The 22,567-nt window shown below is 37.8% G+C and carries 25 protein-coding genes and 1 other RNA gene; 2 read left to right on the plus strand and 24 right to left on the minus strand.

The genetic code is table 11. The annotated features are described in order from the left end of the window. Window positions 1–193 precede the first annotated feature (193 nt). The 4 genes from AKG39_RS15755 to AKG39_RS19820 all read right to left on the minus strand — a co-directional run bounded on the left by AKG39_RS15755 (window position 194) and on the right by AKG39_RS19820 (window position 4,077). Window positions 194–997 (minus strand): TIGR03943 family putative permease subunit, encoded by an 804-nt coding sequence (locus tag AKG39_RS15755; RefSeq protein ID WP_050741366.1) that lies wholly within the window; start codon window positions 995–997, stop codon window positions 194–196. Between the two features lie 10 nt (window positions 998–1,007). Next, window positions 1,008–2,573 carry a permease gene (locus AKG39_RS15760; protein WP_050741367.1) on the minus strand — a complete coding sequence of 522 codons (1,566 nt, stop codon included), beginning with the start codon at window positions 2,571–2,573 and terminating at the stop codon, window positions 1,008–1,010. A 9-nt stretch (window positions 2,574–2,582) separates the two neighbouring features. Continuing rightward, window positions 2,583–3,515, minus strand: a complete 933-nt coding sequence (locus tag AKG39_RS15765; RefSeq protein WP_050741368.1) for a CobW family GTP-binding protein — start codon at window positions 3,513–3,515, stop codon at window positions 2,583–2,585. Between the two features lie 376 nt (window positions 3,516–3,891). Then, window positions 3,892–4,077 (minus strand): hypothetical protein, encoded by a 186-nt coding sequence (locus AKG39_RS19820; protein WP_126981291.1) that lies wholly within the window; start codon window positions 4,075–4,077, stop codon window positions 3,892–3,894. 282 nt (window positions 4,078–4,359) lie between these two features. On the opposite strand from AKG39_RS19820, the gene AKG39_RS15775 reads away from it, so the two are divergent. After that, on the plus strand, window positions 4,360–5,205 hold the full coding sequence (locus AKG39_RS15775) for a hypothetical protein (protein ID WP_050741370.1): 846 nt from the start codon (window positions 4,360–4,362) through the stop codon (window positions 5,203–5,205). Window positions 5,206–5,225: 20 nt separating this feature from the next. Next, window positions 5,226–5,417 (plus strand): helix-turn-helix domain-containing protein, encoded by a 192-nt coding sequence (locus tag AKG39_RS15780; protein ID WP_050741371.1) that lies wholly within the window; start codon window positions 5,226–5,228, stop codon window positions 5,415–5,417. Window positions 5,418–5,775: 358 nt separating this feature from the next. Here the strand turns inward: AKG39_RS15780 and AKG39_RS15785 are convergent, their stop codons facing one another. The 20 genes from AKG39_RS15785 to AKG39_RS15870 all read right to left on the minus strand — a co-directional run bounded on the left by AKG39_RS15785 (window position 5,776) and on the right by AKG39_RS15870 (window position 22,354). Beyond that, complete coding sequence (locus AKG39_RS15785) at window positions 5,776–6,102, minus strand: hypothetical protein (protein WP_050741372.1); 327 nt, start codon at window positions 6,100–6,102, stop codon at window positions 5,776–5,778. Between the two features lie 113 nt (window positions 6,103–6,215). After that, window positions 6,216–7,205, minus strand: coding sequence for a nucleotidyltransferase family protein (locus tag AKG39_RS15790; protein ID WP_050741373.1), 990 nt, complete (start codon window positions 7,203–7,205; stop codon window positions 6,216–6,218). A gap of 782 nt (window positions 7,206–7,987) precedes the next feature. Then, a complete protein-coding gene (locus tag AKG39_RS15795) occupies window positions 7,988–9,691 on the minus strand; it encodes an alpha-keto acid decarboxylase family protein (RefSeq protein WP_050741374.1) in 1,704 nt (567 codons plus the stop codon). A gap of 556 nt (window positions 9,692–10,247) precedes the next feature. Further along, on the minus strand, window positions 10,248–10,613 hold the full coding sequence (locus tag AKG39_RS15800; RefSeq protein ID WP_050741375.1) for a rhodanese-like domain-containing protein: 366 nt from the start codon (window positions 10,611–10,613) through the stop codon (window positions 10,248–10,250). A 3-nt stretch (window positions 10,614–10,616) separates the two neighbouring features. Then, window positions 10,617–11,141 carry a MarR family winged helix-turn-helix transcriptional regulator gene (locus AKG39_RS15805; RefSeq protein ID WP_050741376.1) on the minus strand — a complete coding sequence of 175 codons (525 nt, stop codon included), beginning with the start codon at window positions 11,139–11,141 and terminating at the stop codon, window positions 10,617–10,619. 66 nt (window positions 11,142–11,207) lie between these two features. Further along, the gene (locus AKG39_RS20925; protein ID WP_423230044.1) at window positions 11,208–11,327 is read right to left on the minus strand and encodes a hypothetical protein; all 120 of its coding nucleotides are present in this window, start codon (window positions 11,325–11,327) and stop codon (window positions 11,208–11,210) included. Between the two features lie 240 nt (window positions 11,328–11,567). Further along, window positions 11,568–12,014 carry a transposase gene (locus AKG39_RS15810; RefSeq protein ID WP_083439612.1) on the minus strand — a complete coding sequence of 149 codons (447 nt, stop codon included), beginning with the start codon at window positions 12,012–12,014 and terminating at the stop codon, window positions 11,568–11,570. A 342-nt stretch (window positions 12,015–12,356) separates the two neighbouring features. Next, window positions 12,357–12,728, minus strand: a transfer-messenger RNA (tmRNA) gene (gene ssrA, locus AKG39_RS19425). After that, window positions 12,713–13,711, minus strand: coding sequence for an ATP-binding cassette domain-containing protein (locus AKG39_RS15815; RefSeq protein ID WP_050741377.1), 999 nt, complete (start codon window positions 13,709–13,711; stop codon window positions 12,713–12,715). Before AKG39_RS15815 ends, ssrA begins: the two co-directional genes overlap by 16 nt. Beyond that, a complete protein-coding gene (locus AKG39_RS15820; RefSeq protein WP_050741378.1) occupies window positions 13,704–14,393 on the minus strand; it encodes a GTP-binding protein in 690 nt (229 codons plus the stop codon). Before AKG39_RS15820 ends, AKG39_RS15815 begins: the two co-directional genes overlap by 8 nt. 1 nt (window position 14,394) lies before the next feature. Then, window positions 14,395–15,363 carry an ABC transporter substrate-binding protein gene (locus AKG39_RS15825; protein ID WP_050741379.1) on the minus strand — a complete coding sequence of 323 codons (969 nt, stop codon included), beginning with the start codon at window positions 15,361–15,363 and terminating at the stop codon, window positions 14,395–14,397. Continuing rightward, the gene (locus AKG39_RS15830) at window positions 15,360–15,980 is read right to left on the minus strand and encodes a leucine-rich repeat domain-containing protein (protein WP_160316206.1); all 621 of its coding nucleotides are present in this window, start codon (window positions 15,978–15,980) and stop codon (window positions 15,360–15,362) included. The genes AKG39_RS15825 and AKG39_RS15830 overlap by 4 nt, the downstream gene beginning before the upstream one ends. Further along, entirely contained in the window at window positions 15,928–16,755 is an 828-nt protein-coding gene (locus AKG39_RS15835) for a hypothetical protein (RefSeq protein ID WP_050741381.1), read from the minus strand. Before AKG39_RS15835 ends, AKG39_RS15830 begins: the two co-directional genes overlap by 53 nt. A gap of 25 nt (window positions 16,756–16,780) precedes the next feature. Beyond that, a complete protein-coding gene (locus AKG39_RS15840) occupies window positions 16,781–17,524 on the minus strand; it encodes a hypothetical protein (protein WP_050741382.1) in 744 nt (247 codons plus the stop codon). Between the two features lie 147 nt (window positions 17,525–17,671). After that, window positions 17,672–18,784, minus strand: a complete 1,113-nt coding sequence (locus AKG39_RS15845; protein WP_050741383.1) for an ABC transporter substrate-binding protein — start codon at window positions 18,782–18,784, stop codon at window positions 17,672–17,674. After that, the gene (locus AKG39_RS15850) at window positions 18,769–19,548 is read right to left on the minus strand and encodes an ABC transporter ATP-binding protein (RefSeq protein WP_242852638.1); all 780 of its coding nucleotides are present in this window, start codon (window positions 19,546–19,548) and stop codon (window positions 18,769–18,771) included. Before AKG39_RS15850 ends, AKG39_RS15845 begins: the two co-directional genes overlap by 16 nt. Then, a complete protein-coding gene (locus AKG39_RS15855) occupies window positions 19,539–20,597 on the minus strand; it encodes a FecCD family ABC transporter permease (RefSeq protein WP_050741384.1) in 1,059 nt (352 codons plus the stop codon). Before AKG39_RS15855 ends, AKG39_RS15850 begins: the two co-directional genes overlap by 10 nt. 595 nt (window positions 20,598–21,192) lie before the next feature. After that, entirely contained in the window at window positions 21,193–21,381 is a 189-nt protein-coding gene (locus tag AKG39_RS15860; protein ID WP_050741385.1) for a cysteine-rich KTR domain-containing protein, read from the minus strand. A 173-nt stretch (window positions 21,382–21,554) separates the two neighbouring features. Then, window positions 21,555–21,881 carry a zf-HC2 domain-containing protein gene (locus AKG39_RS15865; protein ID WP_050741386.1) on the minus strand — a complete coding sequence of 109 codons (327 nt, stop codon included), beginning with the start codon at window positions 21,879–21,881 and terminating at the stop codon, window positions 21,555–21,557. Next, a complete protein-coding gene (locus tag AKG39_RS15870; RefSeq protein WP_050741409.1) occupies window positions 21,878–22,354 on the minus strand; it encodes an RNA polymerase sigma factor in 477 nt (158 codons plus the stop codon). The genes AKG39_RS15865 and AKG39_RS15870 overlap by 4 nt, the downstream gene beginning before the upstream one ends. Window positions 22,355–22,567: the final 213 nt, after the last annotated feature.

The following is a 22,567-nucleotide window of genomic DNA, read 5'->3' on the forward strand; positions in this document are numbered from 1 at the left end:
CCGACAATTCTTTTCATCAATATATTACTCAAACAAACCCTTAGTTATTTATTTTTGTCATATGTCCATAACCATTGTATCTTTATAGCGAACATATGTCAATAACTTGATTGACTTCAATTCAAATCGAAGCTGCTGTCAATTATTTTATTACAAGTGTTTCTTCTCCAAAATCGATTTTTAAAAGTTGACTTTAATAATTATTAAAGTAAATATATTCAACTTCAGGTGTTTCTGCTTCTGTTATGGTTACATCTGTAAGCATCGGCACAGCATAACCATTGTATTGATAAGCAGTTATTGTACCTGTAACGGTAATCCACTCATCATCTGTCAATTTGCTTCGTATATCGCTTTCGCAAACCATCCCATAGCCAGCCAAATCCGCAGCGCAGCATACCATAAAATGCCTACCTGCCAAAAACTGATCCGCTTTAAAATCCTTCATCGAATACACTTGTGCTAAATATTGATACTTCTTTCCAACAAAATTATCAATATGATCATAAACATCAAAAAACCAATCAGAAAAAATATCATCCCCAATAACAATGACTCCAGCTACCTCATATTGCTCATATTTTTTAGATGCATCTTCTCTCACAACGGATTCCTCTGTTGCGGTTTCTGTGGAACTTTCAGGATCAATGTTTTCATCTGCCTGCTTTTCACTCGTTGACGCTGAGAGGCTGCTTTCAGCCATGTTCATATCCTTACCGCTCACTCCTGCCGGCGGAAATATAAGTGCCGCCATTAATGGGATGATAAAGATTAAATAGTGTCGACTATTAACATTATGTCTTGCTTTTTTAATTTTTGATATTAAACTTATTGCGAATAGAATCAGTATGACAATAGAAATCCATAATCCGATATAAAACCTAGGATGCACATAATAGTTAACTTTTCTACTAAGCATGACATAGATTAGTAAACATGCCATACTTATTAGAATAAAAAATTGGATAACCGCTTCTTTATTTATTTTTCTACCCACAGATGCCTCCTTATAAGAAAAATGCTAAAGCACCAAACACAATGGCACTCTCAATTATTACCAGGCATGCAAGAAAGATCAGAAAACCTTCTTTTAGAATTTCTGAAAGCATTACCATGTTTTTTAAATCCAGCATCGGACCCATTACGATAAAAGCTAAAATCGGTACCGCTGAAAAATTATTAGAAAAACTTCTCCCAATAAATGCATTGGAAGTCGAACAGGTGGACATAAGCATGGCCGCCAGTATCATAACCAGAAATTGAAGTATAATATTGCCGCCAATAAAGTTTTTCATTGTCTGGGGTAAAATCGTCTGCAAAATCGCCGATATCAAGGCTCCGATGATGACATATTCCGATACCCTGAAAAATTCCACTTTTGCTCCAGCGAAAACTGCTTCGATTTTTCCTTTTGTTCCTTCATACTTTAACGTTAAAATGTCGTTGCCGATATTTTGAAATTGCCGATGTTCTTTAAGAACATCATGATTTTCAAGCTGAATGAGCTTTAATATAATCCCCCCCACAATTCCTATCACTACTCCGGCAACTACCCTAATTGCAGCCAGATAAGGTTTCTCCGGAAATGCATAGAGCATGGCTAAGATAACAATCGGACTGACCGCCGACGAAGCTAACCAGAAAGTAATAGTTTGGGGTAACGGCGTATCTTTTTTTAATAGCCCCGATATGATCGGAACCATACCACAGTCGCATATCGGCAAAAAAAAGCCTGCTGCTGCAGCAATTAAAAAAGAACTCCAGCTTCCCTTAGCGATTTGATTCATAATCCATCCGGTAGACGCAAATATCTGAATTCCAGCTGAAATAAATGCTCCTAACAATATAAAAGGCGTTGCCTGCATCAGAATACTTAAAAATACAGTCACCGTGGATTGTATAGCGCTATATACATCAAAATCATTGGTAATTAAAATCAGAAATAAACTTAAAGCCACAAAAATAAATACCTTTAAATTTAAAAAGATATTTCCCTGTTTACCGCCTGCCCAAAAACGTTCTTTTATTATTTTATCTGATTCAAATTCTTTTAAAAAAATAGTTTGTATTCTTGGATTAATATTTTTTATATCACGAATCAGTTTTTTTTGAATCGCTGGTTTGATTTTCTTATATCTGTTAAAAATCACAAGATTACTATTTTGAATATGAGGGTGCATCAGCGATATCATATTATTTAACTGATTTCTAAAAGTTCCAGCTTCACTTATAAAAGCTATATTTCTAAATTTGTATTCGAATGGTGTTTTCAGTCCTAAAAGTTTGGAAATATCCCACGTACCATTATATTCAACTATTATGTAGTCCGGATTAAATTTAGTGAATATCTGCTTAAATAATTCATCGTTTAGATCAGAATCATTCTCTAAGATGATACTTTTTACATTCTTTTTCTCTAATAACTCTTCGTCATAATCAGTAAAACCTTCTTCACAGATAAGCAGCACTATTTTATTAAATGCTTCAGCTTCACGGCTATTCAATACTTCTTTAATAAATGTGGTTTTTCCGCTTTCCAAAAATCCTGTAATGATGTCTACATAAGTTGCCACATCTACCTCTTACAAATCAAATAATTCAGAAAGCTGCGTATCACTAATCTGCTCTCCGATAACACAAATACGTCCTGTAAAATCCGGTGTCGTTTCTCTGACCACGGCTTCTTCGGGAACATAATCAAACTGAATCCATTGATTCTGCTCCACTCTTATTATCCCTTTCGCCCGTAGAACATGTCCTTCCATCTGATCAAGCTGCTTTAAGATCGCATCAACTTTGCTGCGTTCAAAAGCTTTTGCTGTTTCTCGTCCCCAGACATGGAATACATCATCTGCATGATGATGTATTCCATGCACATGCTCATGTTGGTTTAGTAATGCATTAAAACTATCTGGAGTATTCGAGCTTTCTGCAATTTTCCTTATCTTGTTTCCATCTACTTTTTGCCAATCGGTAGTTACTATGTGAGCCCACGGATTGTATTGTTTCATATCTTTTAGTAAGCTTTCCAATACTTCCTCAGACACATTTTGACTTCTACTTAAAATAATGGTTTTCGAATTTGTTAGTTGATTCGCATAAAACTCGGCAAAATTCTTTAAGTAAACTTTATATTTCATGGCATCTACTACTGTAATGCACATGTTTAATTCAACAAAACCTTCCTTTAAAAATTTTTTACATCCATTTATAACATCAGAAAGCTTACCCACTCCTGATGGTTCAATAATGATTCGGTCCGGATGATAAAGTACTAACATCTCTTTTAATGCTAAACTAAAATCACCGGCAATCGTACAGCATATGCACCCGGAATTCATTTCCTTAATTTCAATGCCATAATCTTTCAGGATTGCTCCATCAATTCCTATTTCTCCAAATTCATTTTCAATAAGTACGACTTTTTCTCCCACAAAAGCTTCTTCCAACAGCTTTTTTATCAGGGTAGTTTTGCCTGCTCCTAAAAAGCCTGAAATAATATCTATTTTTGTCATTGCATTTCTCCCTCATACAGTAATTACTTCGTTTAATAAAACCTATAGCATAGATTTATCAATTGCAAATGCAACCCATTTGCGTTATAATTATATGTCTGTTACTGTTATCTGTCAATAACAATATCGTAGTGGGCCATATCTAAAATACTGAAAATACCAAGAACAACCATTTCTCTCAACAAAGAAAAAAGGCCACCTTATCACAAGGCGACCTTCATTGTATCAATATTTGATTTTTCTCTTAATTATTGCTCCTGAGGCAGAAGTGCTTCATCTCTTCGACTTCTCAGCATTAAAATAATCGACAAGACTCCACCAACAAAAGAAGCCAGAGCAAGAACCGGTAAAATTCCGATGATATCCATTCCTCCTTTTAGCGCTTGTATATAAGTCGATATAAAAGCGGAAAGAAAGATTGCGATCCCACAGGTGGCCTTAACGCACCGATGGCAGTGCCGGTAAAGCTTTTGGAAACAACAATGGTCGCCCGGAGGTAATAGAATGAATAGGCATTTCCCCAGGCGGCGCCAAGCAGGGCACAGCAAATGGCACTGACCACAAAACTGGACCAGTGATAATCATATTCACCAGCATTGTATTATCAAAAGCTCGATATATGCCGCCAATTGCAGGAATAATCACCAGATCGGCCATTGTACACACATTTGTTAGAAATATTGTCGCTAAAAGGAGGAGCGGCGTCTACCAATTTTTTAGAATGGGTTGCAATCACTTCTCTGAAGGTTTTTCCCCGACATACATTCTCAGAACATTTTCCCGGGGTGTAATGGGGGTGTAGCTTGTAAAGATTTTAGAATCATTACAGATTAGGAGACCAAGTATGAAATTAAATTTATATGTGATCGCAGATTATTTAACGGAATTTTCCTTTAAATCTCAGTTTGTTGATCCCGTGCTGGAGGGTTCCTTAAAAGGGATTTTATTATTCAATCCCGGTATGGATTTAAAAACGGATCAATTGTATTTATCCTATGCCAGCGATCTTCCCAAAACACTGAATGCTGATGCGCATTACAGCATCATCTGTATTGGCACTCCACCGGAATCTTATTTGAAAAACAATGTCAACCTTCTTTATTTAAATACAGAGACCTCACTGATCAGCCTTTTTAATGCAATTGAGACGATCTTTCAGAAATTTACGCAATGGGATGAAACCCTTCAATCCATTTTCTACCAGAAAATAAGCATTAAGGCTTTATGTGAGGCCAGCCTCATTGTTTTTGAGAATCCCATTTCCGTCTATACCTCGGATTTGAGGCTCATTTGCTATGCTGAAAAAGAAAAGCCGGATCATCTCATGCTCTTTGAAACATCAGACACTGAAAAACACATGAGTATTGATGATATAAATGCGTTAAAAATCGATTCCGAGTTTATTGAAACCATTAAATCCTATGAGCCCACCATTTTTTCAAAAGACGCTTTTGGATATCGGATTCTACTTAATAATCTCCGTATTCAAGATATCTATGTGGCGCGGATCTGTATTAGTGAAACGGACCGGCCTATCAAAAACAGCGACTTTTTACTGATCCAAACCCTTTCCTTTTACAGTGAGTTATGCTTGCGTGATCATGATAATCAACAATATAATACTCATCCTCAGGATTTTGATCACCTTTTATTTGACCTGTTATCAAATAAAGAGATTGTGAGGTTTTGAAGGTCTATCTGGAGAATAATATGAGTATTGCAAAAACGATTCGAATCATATATCTTCAGCGAGCCACTTTTTTGTACCAGCTCAAACGAATTACTGAAATATTCGGTTTGGATTTATCGGATTACAAGATCCGACTTCACCTGATGCTGAGCTTTGAGATTTTGGGAAAAAAACCTATCCCTCAATCGGGTAGGAGGCTGGTTATTAATTGAGGATCCATACTTACAATATAAAATTCTGAGTTATTTTGAGCTTATGTTTGCTGGGCAACCCTACTCAGTCGGCGATGGTAGATGTGACTTCTGTTTGTCAGACCAGAAGTATATCGTCAGCTTTCTTTAGATTTCCTGTCGCCGGAGACCCCCTTGCCTCGAGCTATGCACTTGTCATACTCGGGACTCTAATCCGTTGGATTACGCTCACGCCGGACGTACAATAAAAAAACCGTCTAATTCAGACGGTCTTCATTGTATCAATATTCGGGTTTTTATTTGCGAAATTAGGTGAATAGTGATACCTATTAATTCTCTCACCTTACGGCTGTAATCTCACCACACCAATATTTGGGATTTATCGGTCTTTTGAATTTTCCTTATAATATACAATCAATGTAATTGCATTAAGTATAATTGTAACGGCAAGAAGCATCGTAGCGACCCATGCTACCGCAGCGGACGTATCCATAAGTGCTGACCAATCCTCTATCTTTACCAGATAATTAGTATAAAACATTTGCATGCACAGTGAGATGGCACAGGCGCTGACGCTTGCTAAGGAAACGCCAACCCAGTTCCGGTTGCCAACCTTATTTCGCCGCTCGAGATTAATAACAGGAAGTATCCATGCAATCAGCCCAAGTACAAAACTTCCTAAATTTAACCAACCCGCTTCAAACATAACTTGCTCCTTTCAAATTCCTGATTGTCCACATGCTATATATAAAACAGAATAATTGCAATCATCCCAATCAATCCGCAAAGATACATACCACGTAATGACTTCACAAAAATTTAATCAATAAGGTCATTCTGAAATCTTGAAAGATGCTCATACGGAAGAATAAGTCTTCCGCGGTAAAGACCACAGCCATCATTGATCAGGGAATTATTCATAGCTGAAAACATATTTACATCCAATTTTGATAATTCAAGCTGCTGCAACAAGATCCCTCTTTCATAGGCATCATCAAAATAAATATTTTCTCCTTTGGGAATTGCATCGCGTCTGGCTCTTTCACTTTCCTGCCGTTTTTCGTAACCGAAATGATTAGCAGGACCAATCTCAGCAAAATCGTCCATTTCTTTGGTGCGAAGTTGTACTTCCACATAACAACGGGCAATGTTATCATAAAATGTAATATGCAGCGAACGATAGCCAGTAGACTCTGAATTTACAATAAAATCCCGATAATACGGGCTTACGCTGTCTTTTAACAAGGGCGATTTTTTCTGACCCCTTAACGAAGACAGTTCTGCGGTAAATCCGCGTTCCTCCAGAAAACCAAGCAACTGGTTGGCAACATCATATAAATATTTTATTTCTTCATCCGCGCAAGTCTCCCCTTCTTGCAGATGACATTTTGGAAGGGAAATCACGATTCTATAGGCAATCAGGTCCCGAAAACAATTTAAAGCGTTTTTCAGTTCAGGTAGCGAAGGGTAATTGCCGTGTTCAATATAATAATCGTAAATATATTCTACAATGTATCCGTTAAATTTTGCTTCCGCGCGGATCAGCGATTTAATTCGTCCCTTAAAAGTAAATGCCAGAAAAGGATATTCACTTGCCATAAGTTTATAGAATTCCCGGATCCGCTGGGATTGCGAAGTCAGGAAATCGTTGTGCTGCCAGAGTTCCGCAATTTGAAGCAGAAAATTACAATGCAAAAGATCAATCTGATTATGCGTTTCTTTCGCCGACTGTTTCAAATCCTCAGAATATCTCTGTAAAATTTTAAGCACGGTATCGCCTGAGTATAAATAATCATTTAATTTTTTCATCGATGCACTTTCCTTTCCTAAGTGTTGATAATATATAATAAATTTCGCAAAAGTAAATATGAAAATTGACATGATTAACTATATCACAATTTAGGCAAATGAATGCATCAGTTTTCATCTACATGGTTGATTTCTCTGTTTCAACCAGCATATGCATAATCAACGATGGTCTTGATCTGGAACAATCCTGAATCTAGTTTTTAAGATTGGCTGTTTTTGAATCTTTGAATCCGGTTGTTCCTGTTCCGCTTCCTCCTGATTTGTCTCTCGATTTGATTCCTCATCTATTTCAACATTTTATTTAAGTTTCATCTCAGACTTTTTTATTTCCTCCACCGGTTTTTTCATTACTTGTCTTATTTCATTTCCAATTATTATGTTCATGTTGATCAAACATTAATACAGTTTATCTCAAATTATACTCTTTTAATTATACTGTTGCAATAATGTATTTCTATTTCTCTTAAATATTCAGTTCGGTACCAAGCTTCAGGCAAATTATAACTCATCCTTAAACACAATTATCCTTTTCGTGAGCTCCGAGCCTGACACCAATAAACTTATATTTTCAATACCCCAAAACAATATTTTAAAAATTAACAGTAAAAATACATCTCACAAATTCCTTAATACGCCATTTCCCTCCAAAAATAAAAAAACCGCCTCATTACAAGGCGATCTTTATTGTATTAAATTTATCATCAGCATCTCCACTACAATTAACTTGCAAAGAATCAGCTTATTTTCTCCGGATATAAACGGTTCAAGATTTCCCAGCTGATCTATTCGTTTATAGAATTCCCTGATTCTGGAACTTCCTGTTCTGGACCTCTCTCCCCAAAGTTGAATTTCGCAACTGTGGGACCAAACTTTTTCAGCGCTTCTGGAGCGTCTTCAGGATCCATATGAACTTCAATGAGGATTCCCTCTGTAGCTTTCTCTGCTTTCTTCATTGCTTCTTCCAGCTCTCCCTGTGAGCTTACCTCAAAGGTGTTCATCTGGCTGCTCTTTGCCATCACTTCATGAAGTTTGGTATACTTCCATGGAGCAATATCATTATACTCAGCGTCCATGCCCATAATATAACGTTCAATGGTATATCCATCATTGTTGATCAGGAAGATGATGGGGTTCTGTTTATGACGCAAAATGGTCGAAAACTCCTGAGCGGTGACCTGGAAAGACCCATCTCCAATAAAGAGAAGCTGGCGGCGATCAGGGTCAGCCAGCATGCTTCCGAAGTATGCTGGCAGTGTAAAACCTATGGCACCCCAGATCTGTGAGCCCACATAAGTGCTCTTACTTGGCAGACGCATGCTCATCAGAGCGTGATTGCTGGTGCCTGTCTCTCCGAAAATCATATCTCCCTCTTTAAGGAAACCGCCAATCTGTTTCCAGAAATCCTTATGACTTAGCTTTTTATTCTTTTCCAGCTGGAATTTTTCAACCTCCGGCTTTTCAATCGTTTCTTCTTCCTGTCTATCGGTAAGATTATTTAGAATTTCTTCCATCAGATCATTTCCATAGATTCCTTCAAAATCTTCCTCACCAATGATCACATAATCTCTTACCAGCCTTACCATCTTATCTTCAGGAAGATTAACGCTGTATTGGCCGGAGTTCCATTCAATAAAGCGTGGAGATACACAAAGGAGAAAATCAGCATTTTCAACGCGGTCCTGCACGCCCGAATCAGAATCATCACCCTTATAAGCACCGAGATACAGAGAATGCTGCTCCGAAAGTATCGCTTTTCCTGTACTCATGGCAGCAAAAGGTACCCTTGTTTTTTCAATCCATTCGCCAAGAAGATCCGTCATTTTCAGTCTGTCGACATCCATGTCCACGAGCACTACCGGCCGCTTTGCGGCCTTATACATTTTCACAGTCTTTTCTAGTGCTGATTTAAGACGTTCAGGGTCACTGGAAGGCCTTACTGGGGCCAGATATTCCATGTCTGTTTCAATAGTCAGGTAGGTGATATTTGATGGCATCTGAATATTAACCGGTTTTCGGGTCCGCAATGCGGTGACAATAGCACGATCAATTTCGAAAGATGCATTCTCTGGTGTTATGTTCACTTGGCAGGCAGTAAACTCCCTATAAACATCATTAATATTACTGAAATCTCCATCTGCCAGGCTATGATGGACTTTATAGTTCTCTTTCATGGCATAGAGTGGTGGGGCACCTGAAATCACTATGACCGGTATGTGTTCTGCACTGGACCCTGCAACGCCGCCTATAGCACCAAGATCACCTACTCCGTAGGTGATACAGAGAGCGGATATCCCATGACTTCTTGCATAGCCATCTGCTGCATAGGCACCATTGAGCTCATTAGTTGTCCCGACAAATTCGATACCCTCTGTAGCTTTGATCTGTTCAAGAAACTGCAGGTTGAAATCTCCTGGTACACCTATGATATGCTTGATTTTCAGTTCTTTCAGACGCGCGATCAGATAATCGCCTATCGTTATTCTCATTTTTTATCCTCCTAGTCTAACTTACCTTACTTCCCTACAGAATCACCCTCTGTATAAGAATATAACATAATGATTTGAACACACTGTTTCCTATTGAAGAACCCTACCCTAGCCTGACCCTCCAAAAGTTCCTGAAGCAACATTTCCCCGAGGCTATATAAATACTAAGCTGGGAGAAGAGACCACCTCCTCGGTTCCTAGGTACTATATTACCCTTGGATGTGCAAACTATTCATAAATGCACTTCTCCTTGGTAAGTATCTGCTATATATCGCTTTCATTCCGACCCCGACGCTAATCAGTGCGAAGCAATCCTAGCTGAAATGCACTTTGAAGACCTTCTCATATAGGTAAGTCCATGGCCATTCCGCCTATTCCCCTTTAATTTATTGATTAGATGAATTTGTAGGTATACCGTATTTAAATGTGTTATTAAAATAATCCATATAATTCATAGAACCGGCATAGTTGAATTTCTAAGTTCTAGAAACATATAAAAAAAGAGCAACTAACTTTTGTTAATCGCTCTTTTTAAATAAATTAATATTCTTCATTCTTATTCTAATGTTTCAATAGGAAGGTTCATTCCTTTCCAACCCTCAAGTGCTCCTGCAAGCTCATAAGCTTCAAAACCTTCTGATAATAAAATAAGTAATGCTGTTTTTCCAAGCGTGGTACCACCAGTCCAGTCATATACAACATACGTTTTGCTTTTATCTAATTCATCTAAATGGTTTCCTAATTCTTTTGCAGGCATTGCAATAGCACCTTTTATTTGGTCTTTTTTTACCTGTGCCGGAGCGTTGCGAACGTCTAATATGACATATAGTGAATCTTCTTTTTCAATGTTTTCTAACACAGTAAAATGATTTATATATAAGCTAAGGTATGTTTCTAATAATTCGATTTTTTTTGTTTGCATCTTTTATTTCTCCATTTCTTGGGTATATTTTTGAGTGCTCTCATTAATTTTTTTTAATAAATTTGAGAGTTGTTGAATTTCTTCACTAGACAGGCTATCCAGCAAATTATTAACGATGCTAAAGTTTTCAGGTAAAAAATTTTCTAAAACATGATTTCCTGTTTCAGTAAGTTGGACAGATAACGAACGTTTATCTGTAGTGGAAGTACTTTTTAAAATCCAACCCTTCATCTCCATTGCTTTTATTAATTTACTAACTGTTGCACGAGTAGCTCCCAATTTCTCAGAAATAACTGAAGGCAACAATGTTTGGTTTGGAGCATGATATAAAAACATCAAAATAATAAATCTTGATTCACTTAAACCGTTCTTATCAAGGGCATAATCATATTGTTTCTGCATATTACGATATGTCCATTGAAAATCAATAAATAATTTGACAACATCTGAATTTAATTCCGAATAAACATCTTTCATCAACTGTAAACGCTGATTATCAGGACGATCAACAAAAGTAAAGTTATCCATAAATAATCTCCTTTATAATAGTTAGCCGGCTAACTATTAAAATTATAACATAATATATTTTGAATGTCAATTTAAAAGATTACAACTGTTACTCATGGCCCAACCAACGATTAGCCGAGAGTGCCAGTCAACGATGGCAACAAGATAGATGAATCCCGTGGGCGTGCCACAGTACGTAATGTCAATGCCCCAAACCTGTTAACATAAGTGATGGGGACATTCCGCAGTAAATAGGGGTAGGTTCGATCTTTCAAGTCACGTTTACTTAAGTTAGAGCCTGGATAAAAAGCGACGATCCCCATTTCATCCATATATCGACGTACTCTTCGTTTGCCAATACCATGGAACCCCCTCTTTCGTAGTTCTTTCTGCATCCTTCGGCAACCATAAGAACACTCATCATAGTGGATCTTGTCGATGGCATTCTTAATATCTACTTCTTCCTGACTTGGTTCGGCTTCTCCATGATTTTTGTAATAGGCTGATGAACAAGGTGATCCTAAAAGTTAGCACTGTTGCTTGACCGTAATCTTCGGGTTTGCGAACTCTATAAGTTCCTTCTTTTCTGTATTTCTGAGACTTGATCCTGTTTTTTTTTTTGAGCCAGGTTAAGTCAACGGTTAACTGACCGATCTGATTGATAAGATCATCTTTCTCAGCAGAATGCTCTTTCTTCATCTGTTCGACTTCTGTTTTCTTTTTATCAAACAAGGCTGGCATATTCTCAATAAACTCCACTTTCCATTGGCTATTAAGCTGTGGACTGACTCCATAGTTGGTGGCAATCTCGTTGAGAGGACATTCCTCTCTGATAACCTCTAAAACAATCTTCGCTTTTTTTGATAGGCTGTAGGTTTTTCTTTTCTTACTCATATTATAATCGTATGTGTTAGTGTTCACAATCTGAAAGGCTACCAGTCGAGACGTTTACCTTAACTGATGGCCTATTTCACATTCTCAACGTGTTCTGTTTAAGGAAACCAATCCACTGAATTCGAAGAATTAAAAATCGCACACTCCTTTTACACACCCCCGCTCCGATTCAAAACTTTTCTACACTTGGCCAACTATTCCCAATTCCGGCGGACAGCCTATCCATTTTATACAATTTCACTTATCAATAAAATGCTTTAATAAAGCCATCTCTCTCCAAATAGAAAAAAAACCGCCTCATCACAAGGCGGTCTTTATTGTATCAAATTTTGAGTTTTTATCTGGTGGAGGCGGTGGGAGTCGAACCCACGTCCGAAAATCCATTCACAGAAGCTTCTCCGAGTGCAGTCATTAATTATTTTCTCATTCCTCTTCTTCTCCAATGACAAAGAAAAAGTGAAACCAGCCTCTTGATCGTTAAGGGTGCGAGACCCTACCCAGAACGGTTCCCTGCTTCAATGAACGCCGAAACCCTAAACCACAGGTTGAATCGGGAGGCGTGCGGCAATTATTTTACCGTGAAAGTCTTAATATTGTACTTTAAAGCGTATTTACGCTGCTAAAGCCATCTCGCAGTTTCTGTTTGTTTTAGAATTTATATTTTTTTCCATTTCACCGATAATTGCAACAACTTCTCATCAGAAACTTCCTCCCGTTCTTAGGAGTTCCCGATAGTTCATCAGCTTCTGATTTAACGCTTCAAGTTCATGCAGGTGTTCTTTTTCATTCCTGGAGGTTTCAATTATCTTTTCAATACCACCATTCTTGATGACAATTCGCCTTTCGGCGCTGAGGGCAAGAACAGGATCATGGGTTGCGATCAAAACAATTTTTTCATTCGTAACCAGTAGGGATATCGCTATTTTCCGATCAATGCCCGCATTTTCGATTTCATCAATCAGGACAATAGGAGATGAGCTTAAAAAGGCGGTATCGGCAATCATCAGCGCTCGGGACTGCCCTCCGGAAAGTGCGGTTACCGGGGTATCAAGGGATATTTCTTCACCGGCAAGTTCATTGGCCTTTTCCAGAATCAACCGAATCTTTTCTTCGATATCACAGATCATTCTACTTTCGCCATGCATTTTTATGAATTCTTCCACCGTCAGATCCATGACGAAATTCATGTTCTGCGAAAGCTGGGCTACAAGTTTGTGCTCAATGGAAAAACGCCAAGATTGAGGCGGAATTGTTTCATTTATCAATATTCGTCGTTTAGTTGGTGTATCACCCTGGGCAAGCCACTCAATATCCCCCAGCAATCGACTTTTCCCGGAACCAGTTGGGCCAACAATTGACACAACATCACCCGGTTTGAGACAGATGCTGACATTTTCCTGTTCGCCATGCTTGTTCTGTCCCCCGATAATCGTAAGTGACTCAATATTCCACTGAACGCTTTTTTGACGTTCTTCCATATTCTCCAAAAATGAAACAAACTGGCCGACGAGATCTTCCTGTTCAACCCCTTTTGTTTGGAGTTCATAGCTATCAAGGCTCTCAAAATATTCTTTGACAGTCAGATGATATTTATCTTTTGGAGGATAATCGACAACCATTGCATCGAAAAAATCGTGACAATAAGCATAGGTTTTGAGAATTATAGCAATCTTTTCGCCTGGTATTGAATTAATCATGAAATTCGACCTTTCGCGTATTGCCTAATTGATACTCCTTACCGATTTTTTTCTCTCCCAGGCAATAGGAGCAGACGGCAGCAGGCATGGAAAACCGCAGCTTTTCACCGGTTACCGCATCATGTTCCTGGGCCTGTGCCAAAATTGTTGCAAATTCGGTGCATCCCTGACCGGTTATCCCGTTCACATTGAGAATCAGACATTTCGAATTGGCCTGTCTTACCTTAAACGCAAAGACTTCTCTTTCAGCCTGAGAGACGATATCCCCTTTTGTTATAATCACGATATCCGCCATTTTAAGCATCGGGCCAATTTTTTTAGGCGTATTGATACCCATCAGATTATCAATCACACAAACAGCCATAACCCCGGAAATATGTGGCGAACAGCGATTGCAAAGACCGGCGCTTTCGGTAATCAGATAGTCGACCCTTTTTTTAATGCCCCACTCAAAACATTCTTCAATATTGGTGATAAAGAAGTGGTCTGGACAAAGATTACCGGAAAGTCCGACCCCAACCGGTACGTTTTCTTTCTGATAGAGCTCCTTATCATCAGAAGTAAGGCAATCCATTTTCACAACCGCAACATCCGCTCCATTATTTTTAAGAGCCCTGATTGTGCTGATAATGACAGAGGTTTTTCCCGATGAAGGCGGCCCTGAAAAGGTAATGAGACGCATTCTATTCCTTCCTTTCCAGCGAGTGTGAGTTAACCACCTGATTGAGCTCATCATGAAGTTTTTCCACATCAATTTGCAGCAGAAAATCCCAGCCGATCCACTTGTATTTTCCCGAGCGGGGCATTCTTGCCTCAAGCTCCGGACGGAGCGAGCAAAAACCGACCTGGCTAAATAAATCACCAACCGCTTCACTGATAAAGTATTTTGAAGCGGCCTTTGCGTCTTCGCTACAATTCTTTTTCGTCAACATGACAACCGGATTCATGACAGCACCGTCTTCCGGCCAGATCACCCGGACCTTGTCGCTTTCCTTAACAAGATTCGCAAAGGATAAAGGAATCACACTGATAAAGGGCGCTTCCCCTTTTTTGCTTCCGGCAAGAGCTACCATCTGCGATGGATGCAGTCTTGATTTTATATTTCGAGCCAACTTTTTTATTCCTTCGATGCCATGGGTATGATAGATTTCAAATAATATACCCTCACATAAATCCTCGTCGGTATGGCCTCTAAAGGCAATTTTCTGCTCATATTGCGAAGACAGAAGATCGGCCCATTTTTTTGGCGGCTCAAGGTCGGGATAATTCGTTTGATCAACTAAAAAAATAAGTGGGTTGACAGCGACGATATCATAGTAAGCATTGGGGTCAATAACACCTGATTCCTGATAGGCCTCTGACACCTCAAAGTCAAGTGATGATTGGAAGGCTCCTTTTTTTATAAATCGTTCAACAAATGCGGGAAAGAAAAAGCGGCTAAATCCCGAAGCAACCATGATATCCGGAAGTTTATCAATATCCTCAATTGTTTTAAGATCTTCAAAAAAACCAGCCTGGACGACAGCGTTGGATAATATCTCATATTTTAGGGAAAGATTCTTATTTTTAATGTAACTTGCAATCTTTGCTTCCATTGGCACTTTAACCGCACAAGGCATAAGAGCCAACACATTGTTTTCAAAATAATTCATAGACTACTCCTTTTAGAATAAACTTTACTCGTCACTATTGCTATAATAATCATCAAAATAATAATTACGAATCCGTTTTTTATAAATTTTCCATCCTCTTTCTTCTTTTCAGATACTGATCCAGACGCCGCACCTAACGAAGTGTCTGGATCATATTCCAGTTCTTCTAATGTTGTAAGCCCTGATGTGTCAATTTCCTTTTCGATTTGATTTCCACTAAGCTTTAGGTATCGGAGTGTATCATTTTTTATTTCCGCACCCCATGAAGTAATTTTGTTATTGCTTAAATCTAATGACGTTAATTCTGTAAAACGATTTAAATCCCCTACATTAATAATGAGATTATCAGATAAGATTATGTTTTTCAAGGTGGGTATCTGGTTTAATCCGGTAATATCATCAATTTTATTGCTGGACAAATCCAGGTAAGTTATTTGTGGTGCTTTCAAAAGCGGAACCCTTTTTAGGTTATTTCCCGAAGCTGTTAATTGCTCCAACCCGCTTAAATTATATTTACTCAGTTCATCCAAGCTGTCTAATTGCATATCCGCCAAATACAGTTTTTTAATGCTGTTTAAATCTCCCCCCAGTAACCGTATCTTCAATAGTTTTGCCAAAACAATCAGCAATCGTTGCCGCGATTTTGCCACTAAAAAGCTCTCCAATTTTACCGAGTACTACGTCATCCGAATTAATAGTTGCATCGTCTGTACTTTCTGATTTTAAATAATAATTGCCACCATGCCGGACATAAAATTCCACATATCCATCAGTTACTGTCAGCCCTGAAGCAACTGCTTCGGCTCCCGAACATGTATAGATTTCTCCCGGCAATATCAGTGGACTGTCGCCATGATCACTCGTTGAATCATAGCCGCCATAGTAATTCAAAGCCAAAACGGTTCCATCCGCAAAATTGTCTGAAACATTAAGTTTAATTTTGACTTGTCCGGGGAAATCCCGTTTTAAGGCAAAAGAAAAATAGAGCGAGTCGTTACTGCTTCCCCCGGGCAAATTGTCAGATTTACTTATTGAATATTTGTTAATCCCCAAGAAATATGGTCCACTAATTGAAGGATTTTTACAGATTTCAGGTGAAAAATACCAACTATACTGCACCACCCCATATTCAATAATTTGATATATTTCATGAATCTGCTCATCCCCAATTGTTTTCAGGTGTTTCCATGATACTTTCGAAAGAGCATCAACGTTATATATATAAGGATCTTCCACTATTCCCGTTCCTGAATCATGAATGGTGTCATCCCCAATTGTTTCAGCAAAAACCTGGTATGTAGTTGTAAAACTAACAATCTGTATAATAATTATCGTAAACAATACTCTAAAAAGGCATGAAACTGTTTTTGTTATTTTTTCACTGCATACCATAATTATTTTTCCTTTCACTAATTAATTAGTTATCGTGCTTGCCTTTTCTTTTCAGGAAAACAATGATTCCTCCAGAAACGACCAGCACCAAGACGATTATCAGAATCACTAATCCAATATTCACCGGATTGGGTGATTCGGCTGCGGCGATCTCATTATCTGTTGTATTTTCTGAGACTGCATCGGGATTGCCTTTTGCTACATAAGTGCCGCCTTTGTTGACATCAAAACTAATATAACCATCGACTACACTTACTTCCTTACTATAATCATCTGAACCGGTGACAACAAGTTTTGTTCCATCAGAAAAAAATTCAGACACCTTTAGCTTTAAATTTGCATATCCGCTCAGACTGTTATCCTTGCCATCGGTATGTGAATTATAGAGATCAAAAGTAATTCCAAGCGCATTTTCAGTTTCACTCGCAGTTTGGACCGTAAGATTTATTGGTCCTTTTGTTTCTTTGGTATATGGTTCGGTGAAAGTACTTCCGTCAAATGTCCAGGCATATTTCAATTCTCCATCAGCTGTTCCTCCGGCGCTAAATTCATAGATACCCGTTGCCGGTGATCCTGTTATTTCGGTTCCCATATCATTGTAACCCAATAAAATATTAAATGCTTTCCATGATAAGGTTTCTGTTGTTGAAGCTGAATCATACACTGTTGTGTCCACTTTGTCAGTAGCAAAAACCGGTATGCTTATTGATATCGTCATTAACACCATTATTATTAAACCAAATACTGCCTTTTTCTTTTCTCTTTTCAAAATCGTCTCCTCCTCTTTCTTAAACCCAATTTAATCAATCGTTTTTTCCTGTTTTGAATCGTTGACTGAAATCCAATCGTTTTTTATGGACCAGATGTCAGAACCATTCTGTCTGCTTCAAAAATATTTTCATTGCTGCCCCCCTGATTATTTTTTTACTGCATCATTAAATAATTTGTTTATCTGTTCATCGGATAATTCTATCCTGTAAAACAACTTGTAGAAATCTTTTGTTGTCTGGACAATATCAAAATTATAGTAGTCAGGATATAAAAGTTCTGCCAGCCAGGTTACCCCAACAATTCTATTAGCCGACGGCGGCATATCCAGCCAATTATATGGCAGGCAGGGAGTTTCAAATATTCCACCTTTTTTTACGGCTTCTAAAAGTGTCCATTCCGGATTTGCATTGGTAATGATATCAAAAACATCGGTATTCCCCATATTGGTTCCGCCATGGCCATCACTATACGAGGCGATTATCATATCAGGGTTCCATTCAAATAATTGTTCCATATCAATTGTCAGACGACCACTATCAATCGCATTCAGACTACATACATTAATTCCGCCAACCAGTTCAATCACCTGCGAGTGAGCTGACCCCATTGGCGCTGTCTGAAGCCCTGTTGAGCCCTGAGCATAATAGACCTTCAATTTATCTTTGTCTTGAATTGTTTTGGAAACTTCCTTAACATTATTAATGACATTTGCACAATACGATGCCAACTCTTCGGCCCGTTCTTCTACTCCTAATAATTTGCCAAGGAATCTGTAACTCTCATCCATGGTAGTCAATTCATCATCAACTACTACAACCGGAATTTGAAAAGTTTCCTGCATTTCGTCTGCCGAAGCTTTCGTATCTTCTGTATTAATATCAGTCATTAAAATAATAATGTCCGGATTTCTGGCAATAATCTCTTCGGTATTTGCATTGGAATTTGTTCCTTGACTAAGTCCCAGTACTGGTAGGTTCAGATATTTTGCATTAATAAATTCTGCTTCAGCATCAGAAGGTTCAATACACCATCCTAAAAGCTTATCCGGACATAGTGTATAGAGAGCGACAACACCTGGTTGCCCGACTGAATAAACACTATCAATTGCTAATGGCGCTTCCACCGTTCTGCCCGCCATATCGATAATTGTTTTGTATTCATCATTTTTTGAATCAGAAGAATCCGAACAACCGCCTAATATAATTACAAAAAATATCATTATTATTACAATTACCGGTCTCTTTATTTTGATAAACATATTATTTTTTCCTTTCCCTCCATATTTATCTTTTGAACAGTAACTTTTACGCCATAGATTTCTTCAATCAATTCCTCTGTTAATATTTCTACTGGTAATCCTGTTGAAATTACTTTATTTTCTGTCATTGCGACAACTAGGTCGGCACACTCAAATGCCTGTTCAGGATGATGCGTTGTCATTATTACTGATATTTTTTCTTTTGATAACGCTTTAATGGTATTAATAATTTTAATCTGATTCCCATAATCCAAACTTGCAGTTGGCTCATCCATAATTAAAATTTTAGGATTTTGAATCAATGCTCTTGCAATAATTACAAGCTGCCTTTCACCTCCACTGATTTCTGTGTATATTTTTTCCTTTAAGTATCCAATTCCAATTTTTTCTAGTATTTCATCTACCCGCGAATAATCAGAATCTCCCGGTACCGAAAATATGGATAAATGTGGCGTTCTCCCCATAACTACAACATCTCTGACTGAATATGGAAAGGGCGGGATATGAGACTGTGGGACATAGCCGATCTGCTGTGCTCTTTCTTTATTGCTGTAGCTGAAAATATCTTTGCCATTAAGAATAATTGAACCATTTAGTATATTAAGACTTCCTAAAATTGTTTTTAGCAAAGTTGTTTTCCCGATACCATTTCTTCCCATGATACATACGATACTCCCGGGATGAACCTTGAAATTAATCCCTTCATAGATCGGCATTTTGTTATATCCACAGGAGATGTTATTAAGTTCCAGCATTAAATCCATCCTTTCTTTCCTCTTAAAATCAGATACACAAAAAACGGTGCACCAATTATAGAGGTTAGTATCCCGAGAGGAATTTCAACCTGCATAACCGTTCTGGCGATATTGTCCACCAATAAAAGAAATACACCTCCAAGAATTGCTGTTGTAGGAACTAAGTAGCGGTAATCGGGTCCTACTATCATCCTTGCCAGATGTGGTATAACGAGTCCAATCCAACCGATTTGACCAGCAACACTTACCACAGTTGCCGTCAGCATTGTTGCGCAAATAATAATAACCAGTCTTAAATGCCCAGCATTAATCCCTAAAGCACTGGCCTCTTCATCACCAAAACTTAGAACATTGATTTTCCATCTGACCAAAAATATAATAGTCAGGCAAATTACAACAGGCACAATCATAAAAATCAAATCACTATTTTTAATGTCTGAAATACTTCCCATCAGCCAAAATGTGATCTCTGGCAATTTACCATATGGGTCTGCCATGTATTTAATAATGGAGATAAAAGCACTAAATAATGACGATACCACCATGCCAGCCAGCACCAGAACAAGTGTTACATTTTCACGCCGTCCGACAATTCCGGCAATTAAACAGCTTAACGCCACAGATGTAATCCCAAAGCCAAATGCCATTAATTGAATAAGTATTGTTGGTAAAGACATTATAATTCCCAGCGATGCCCCAAAGCCAGCTCCTGCTGAAGCCCCTAAAATGTCCGGTGAGACCATAGGGTTTTTAAATATACCCTGATAAGATGCCCCTGAAACTGAAAGTGCCAAGCCAGTCAAAATGGCTGCAATTATTCTGGGAAATCTTACACTGGAAATAATATGTTCATTAATCTGAACAATCTCCAGATTCATCCCGAGTTTTTTTCCCATATAAAAGAACAAGTCTTTTATGTCAACATTATATCTTCCCAAAGTAAAGGAGGCTAATAAAAGAACGATCAATAGAATAAACATGCCTGATATTATTATCTGATTTCTCCATCCTCGTTTTTTTTCACTCTTCTGACCGTTTTCTATCTTGCCTATGTCCATAAAACTCCTTTATTTACAAAAAAAATGAAGGTATACCCATATTATCTGCGTATACCTCCTTGTATCACTTTTTGTATCGTTTTGTATTTATTTATTTGTTTTTGTTATCTTTCGTTTGCTTTCGTTCATTATAACTAAGACAATAATTTTTGTCAATATAAAGTTTACCAGGCAATTACTGAATATGAACCACTTATGATAATGTCCTAGTGTACCACTTTTGATTATGTCCCAAATTTGAAATTCAGTGTATGTATGATGTAACCTCAGGAAATATGGATCGAATTTATTTAGAAAGAGGTAGTACAATCTAGAAAGATTATTTTAAAAATGAATGCAGCATTGAAATATCAGACAATAAAAGGCTGCTGCATTAAGAATCGGATGCTCAGCGCGGCACATCAACCGCAATATTTGCGAATATCGAGAAACTAGAGTATTCCATAATGTCACCCTTACAAATTCAAATTTGTTGTTCATTATACAACTTTTTCTACGCTTGGCCGATCATTCTAAATTTCGAACGCCAACCGTTTTATTTTCCAAAATCATCATCGGCGTTCAAACCGATAACTGTGAGTTCATTTCTCACAAATTATCGGCTCTGCATCTTAGCGTCTGGCTTTTTGATAACTGACATATTTAATTTTTGTATGTTGATTAGTGTTTCCTGTTTGCATTTTGAACAAAATAGCGGGAAATTCTCAAGCATAGTGTCATCACGAATTTTAAGTCGTGTTTTACTATTGCAAACAGGGCATAATATCCAGCCAATTTCCGTCATACTATCGCTCTCCTGCTCAAATGCAATAATTCACACTTTCTAAAAACACACAATCCAATCATGATAGATAAAAACATAATTACAATTGAGTTTACCAAGATAGGTACTATGAGGTCTGTTGAATATATTCTGCTGTTAAAATGTATTCTTTCAATTTTCCACCTCCATCAATACTATACTGGAACAACTCTAATGTCCATGAAACAATAGAGTATAAGGGCGATTGCGGCAACAGCCAGAACAGTGATTAAAATACCTTCCAGTAACGATTTAAGCATTCCTTTTCTCCATTTCTTAGACAGCTTTTCAACTGCCTCAGTTTCTTTTAAATTCAATGCCATATTGTTAATAGGCAGCTCAGTATCCATTGCTTGCAATTCCGCTTTGCAGTCATCGCAAAGAGCAAGATGTTCTTCAATCATTGCTTTGCTATCATTGCTGCAAACACCATCGTGATAAAGCGGCAACAAATCTCTTATAATCTCACAAGATGTTTTCATTTCATATCCTCCTGTAATTGTTTTTTTGCTCTGTAAAATATCAATCTTGCCCAGCTATCTGTTTTCGCGAATAACGCACCGATTTGTGAAAATGGCAGTTCTCCAAAAACTCGCAATGTAAAGACTTCCTTGTAAGGCTCATTCATACTGTGCAATAAAACATGTATTCGTTCCGCTGCTTCTTTATTAAGAAAATCTTTCTCTACATCGAACGTGGTTTCTTGAAATTCTGTATCAATTACCGGAACATTTCGCTTTTGCTTTTGGTAAAGCGAAAAATAAGTGTTTTTTGCAATTTGACAGAGCCATACATATAGTTTGCAAGTACCGTTAAACTGATCCATATGTCGCATAGCTTTGAAAAAGGTTTCTTGCGCAATTTCTTCTGCAATACTCTCATCCCGGCAAAGGGACAGCATATATTTATATACGTCTGTAAAGTATTCTGTATATATTTCTCCGAAGTCTGGCACTTTCACTTTATCACCTCCTGCTTATAAGACTCGGTTGTTACAAAAGCGTTTCAAAATTATTTATTTTCTTTTCGTCTATCATCAACAAGCTTTTTTGAATCTTTTGGAATTGCCCAAACATATCCAAAACGAACAATGCCCTCAATAAAAAGATCCGCGCCTGATACCAATTTATAAACTTAATAAACAAGCTTTTTTTAATACCCCAAAGTA

The sequence above is a fragment of the Acetobacterium bakii genome, from assembly GCF_001263355.1.
GTDB classification, from domain to species: Bacteria; Bacillota; Clostridia; order Eubacteriales; family Eubacteriaceae; genus Acetobacterium; species Acetobacterium bakii.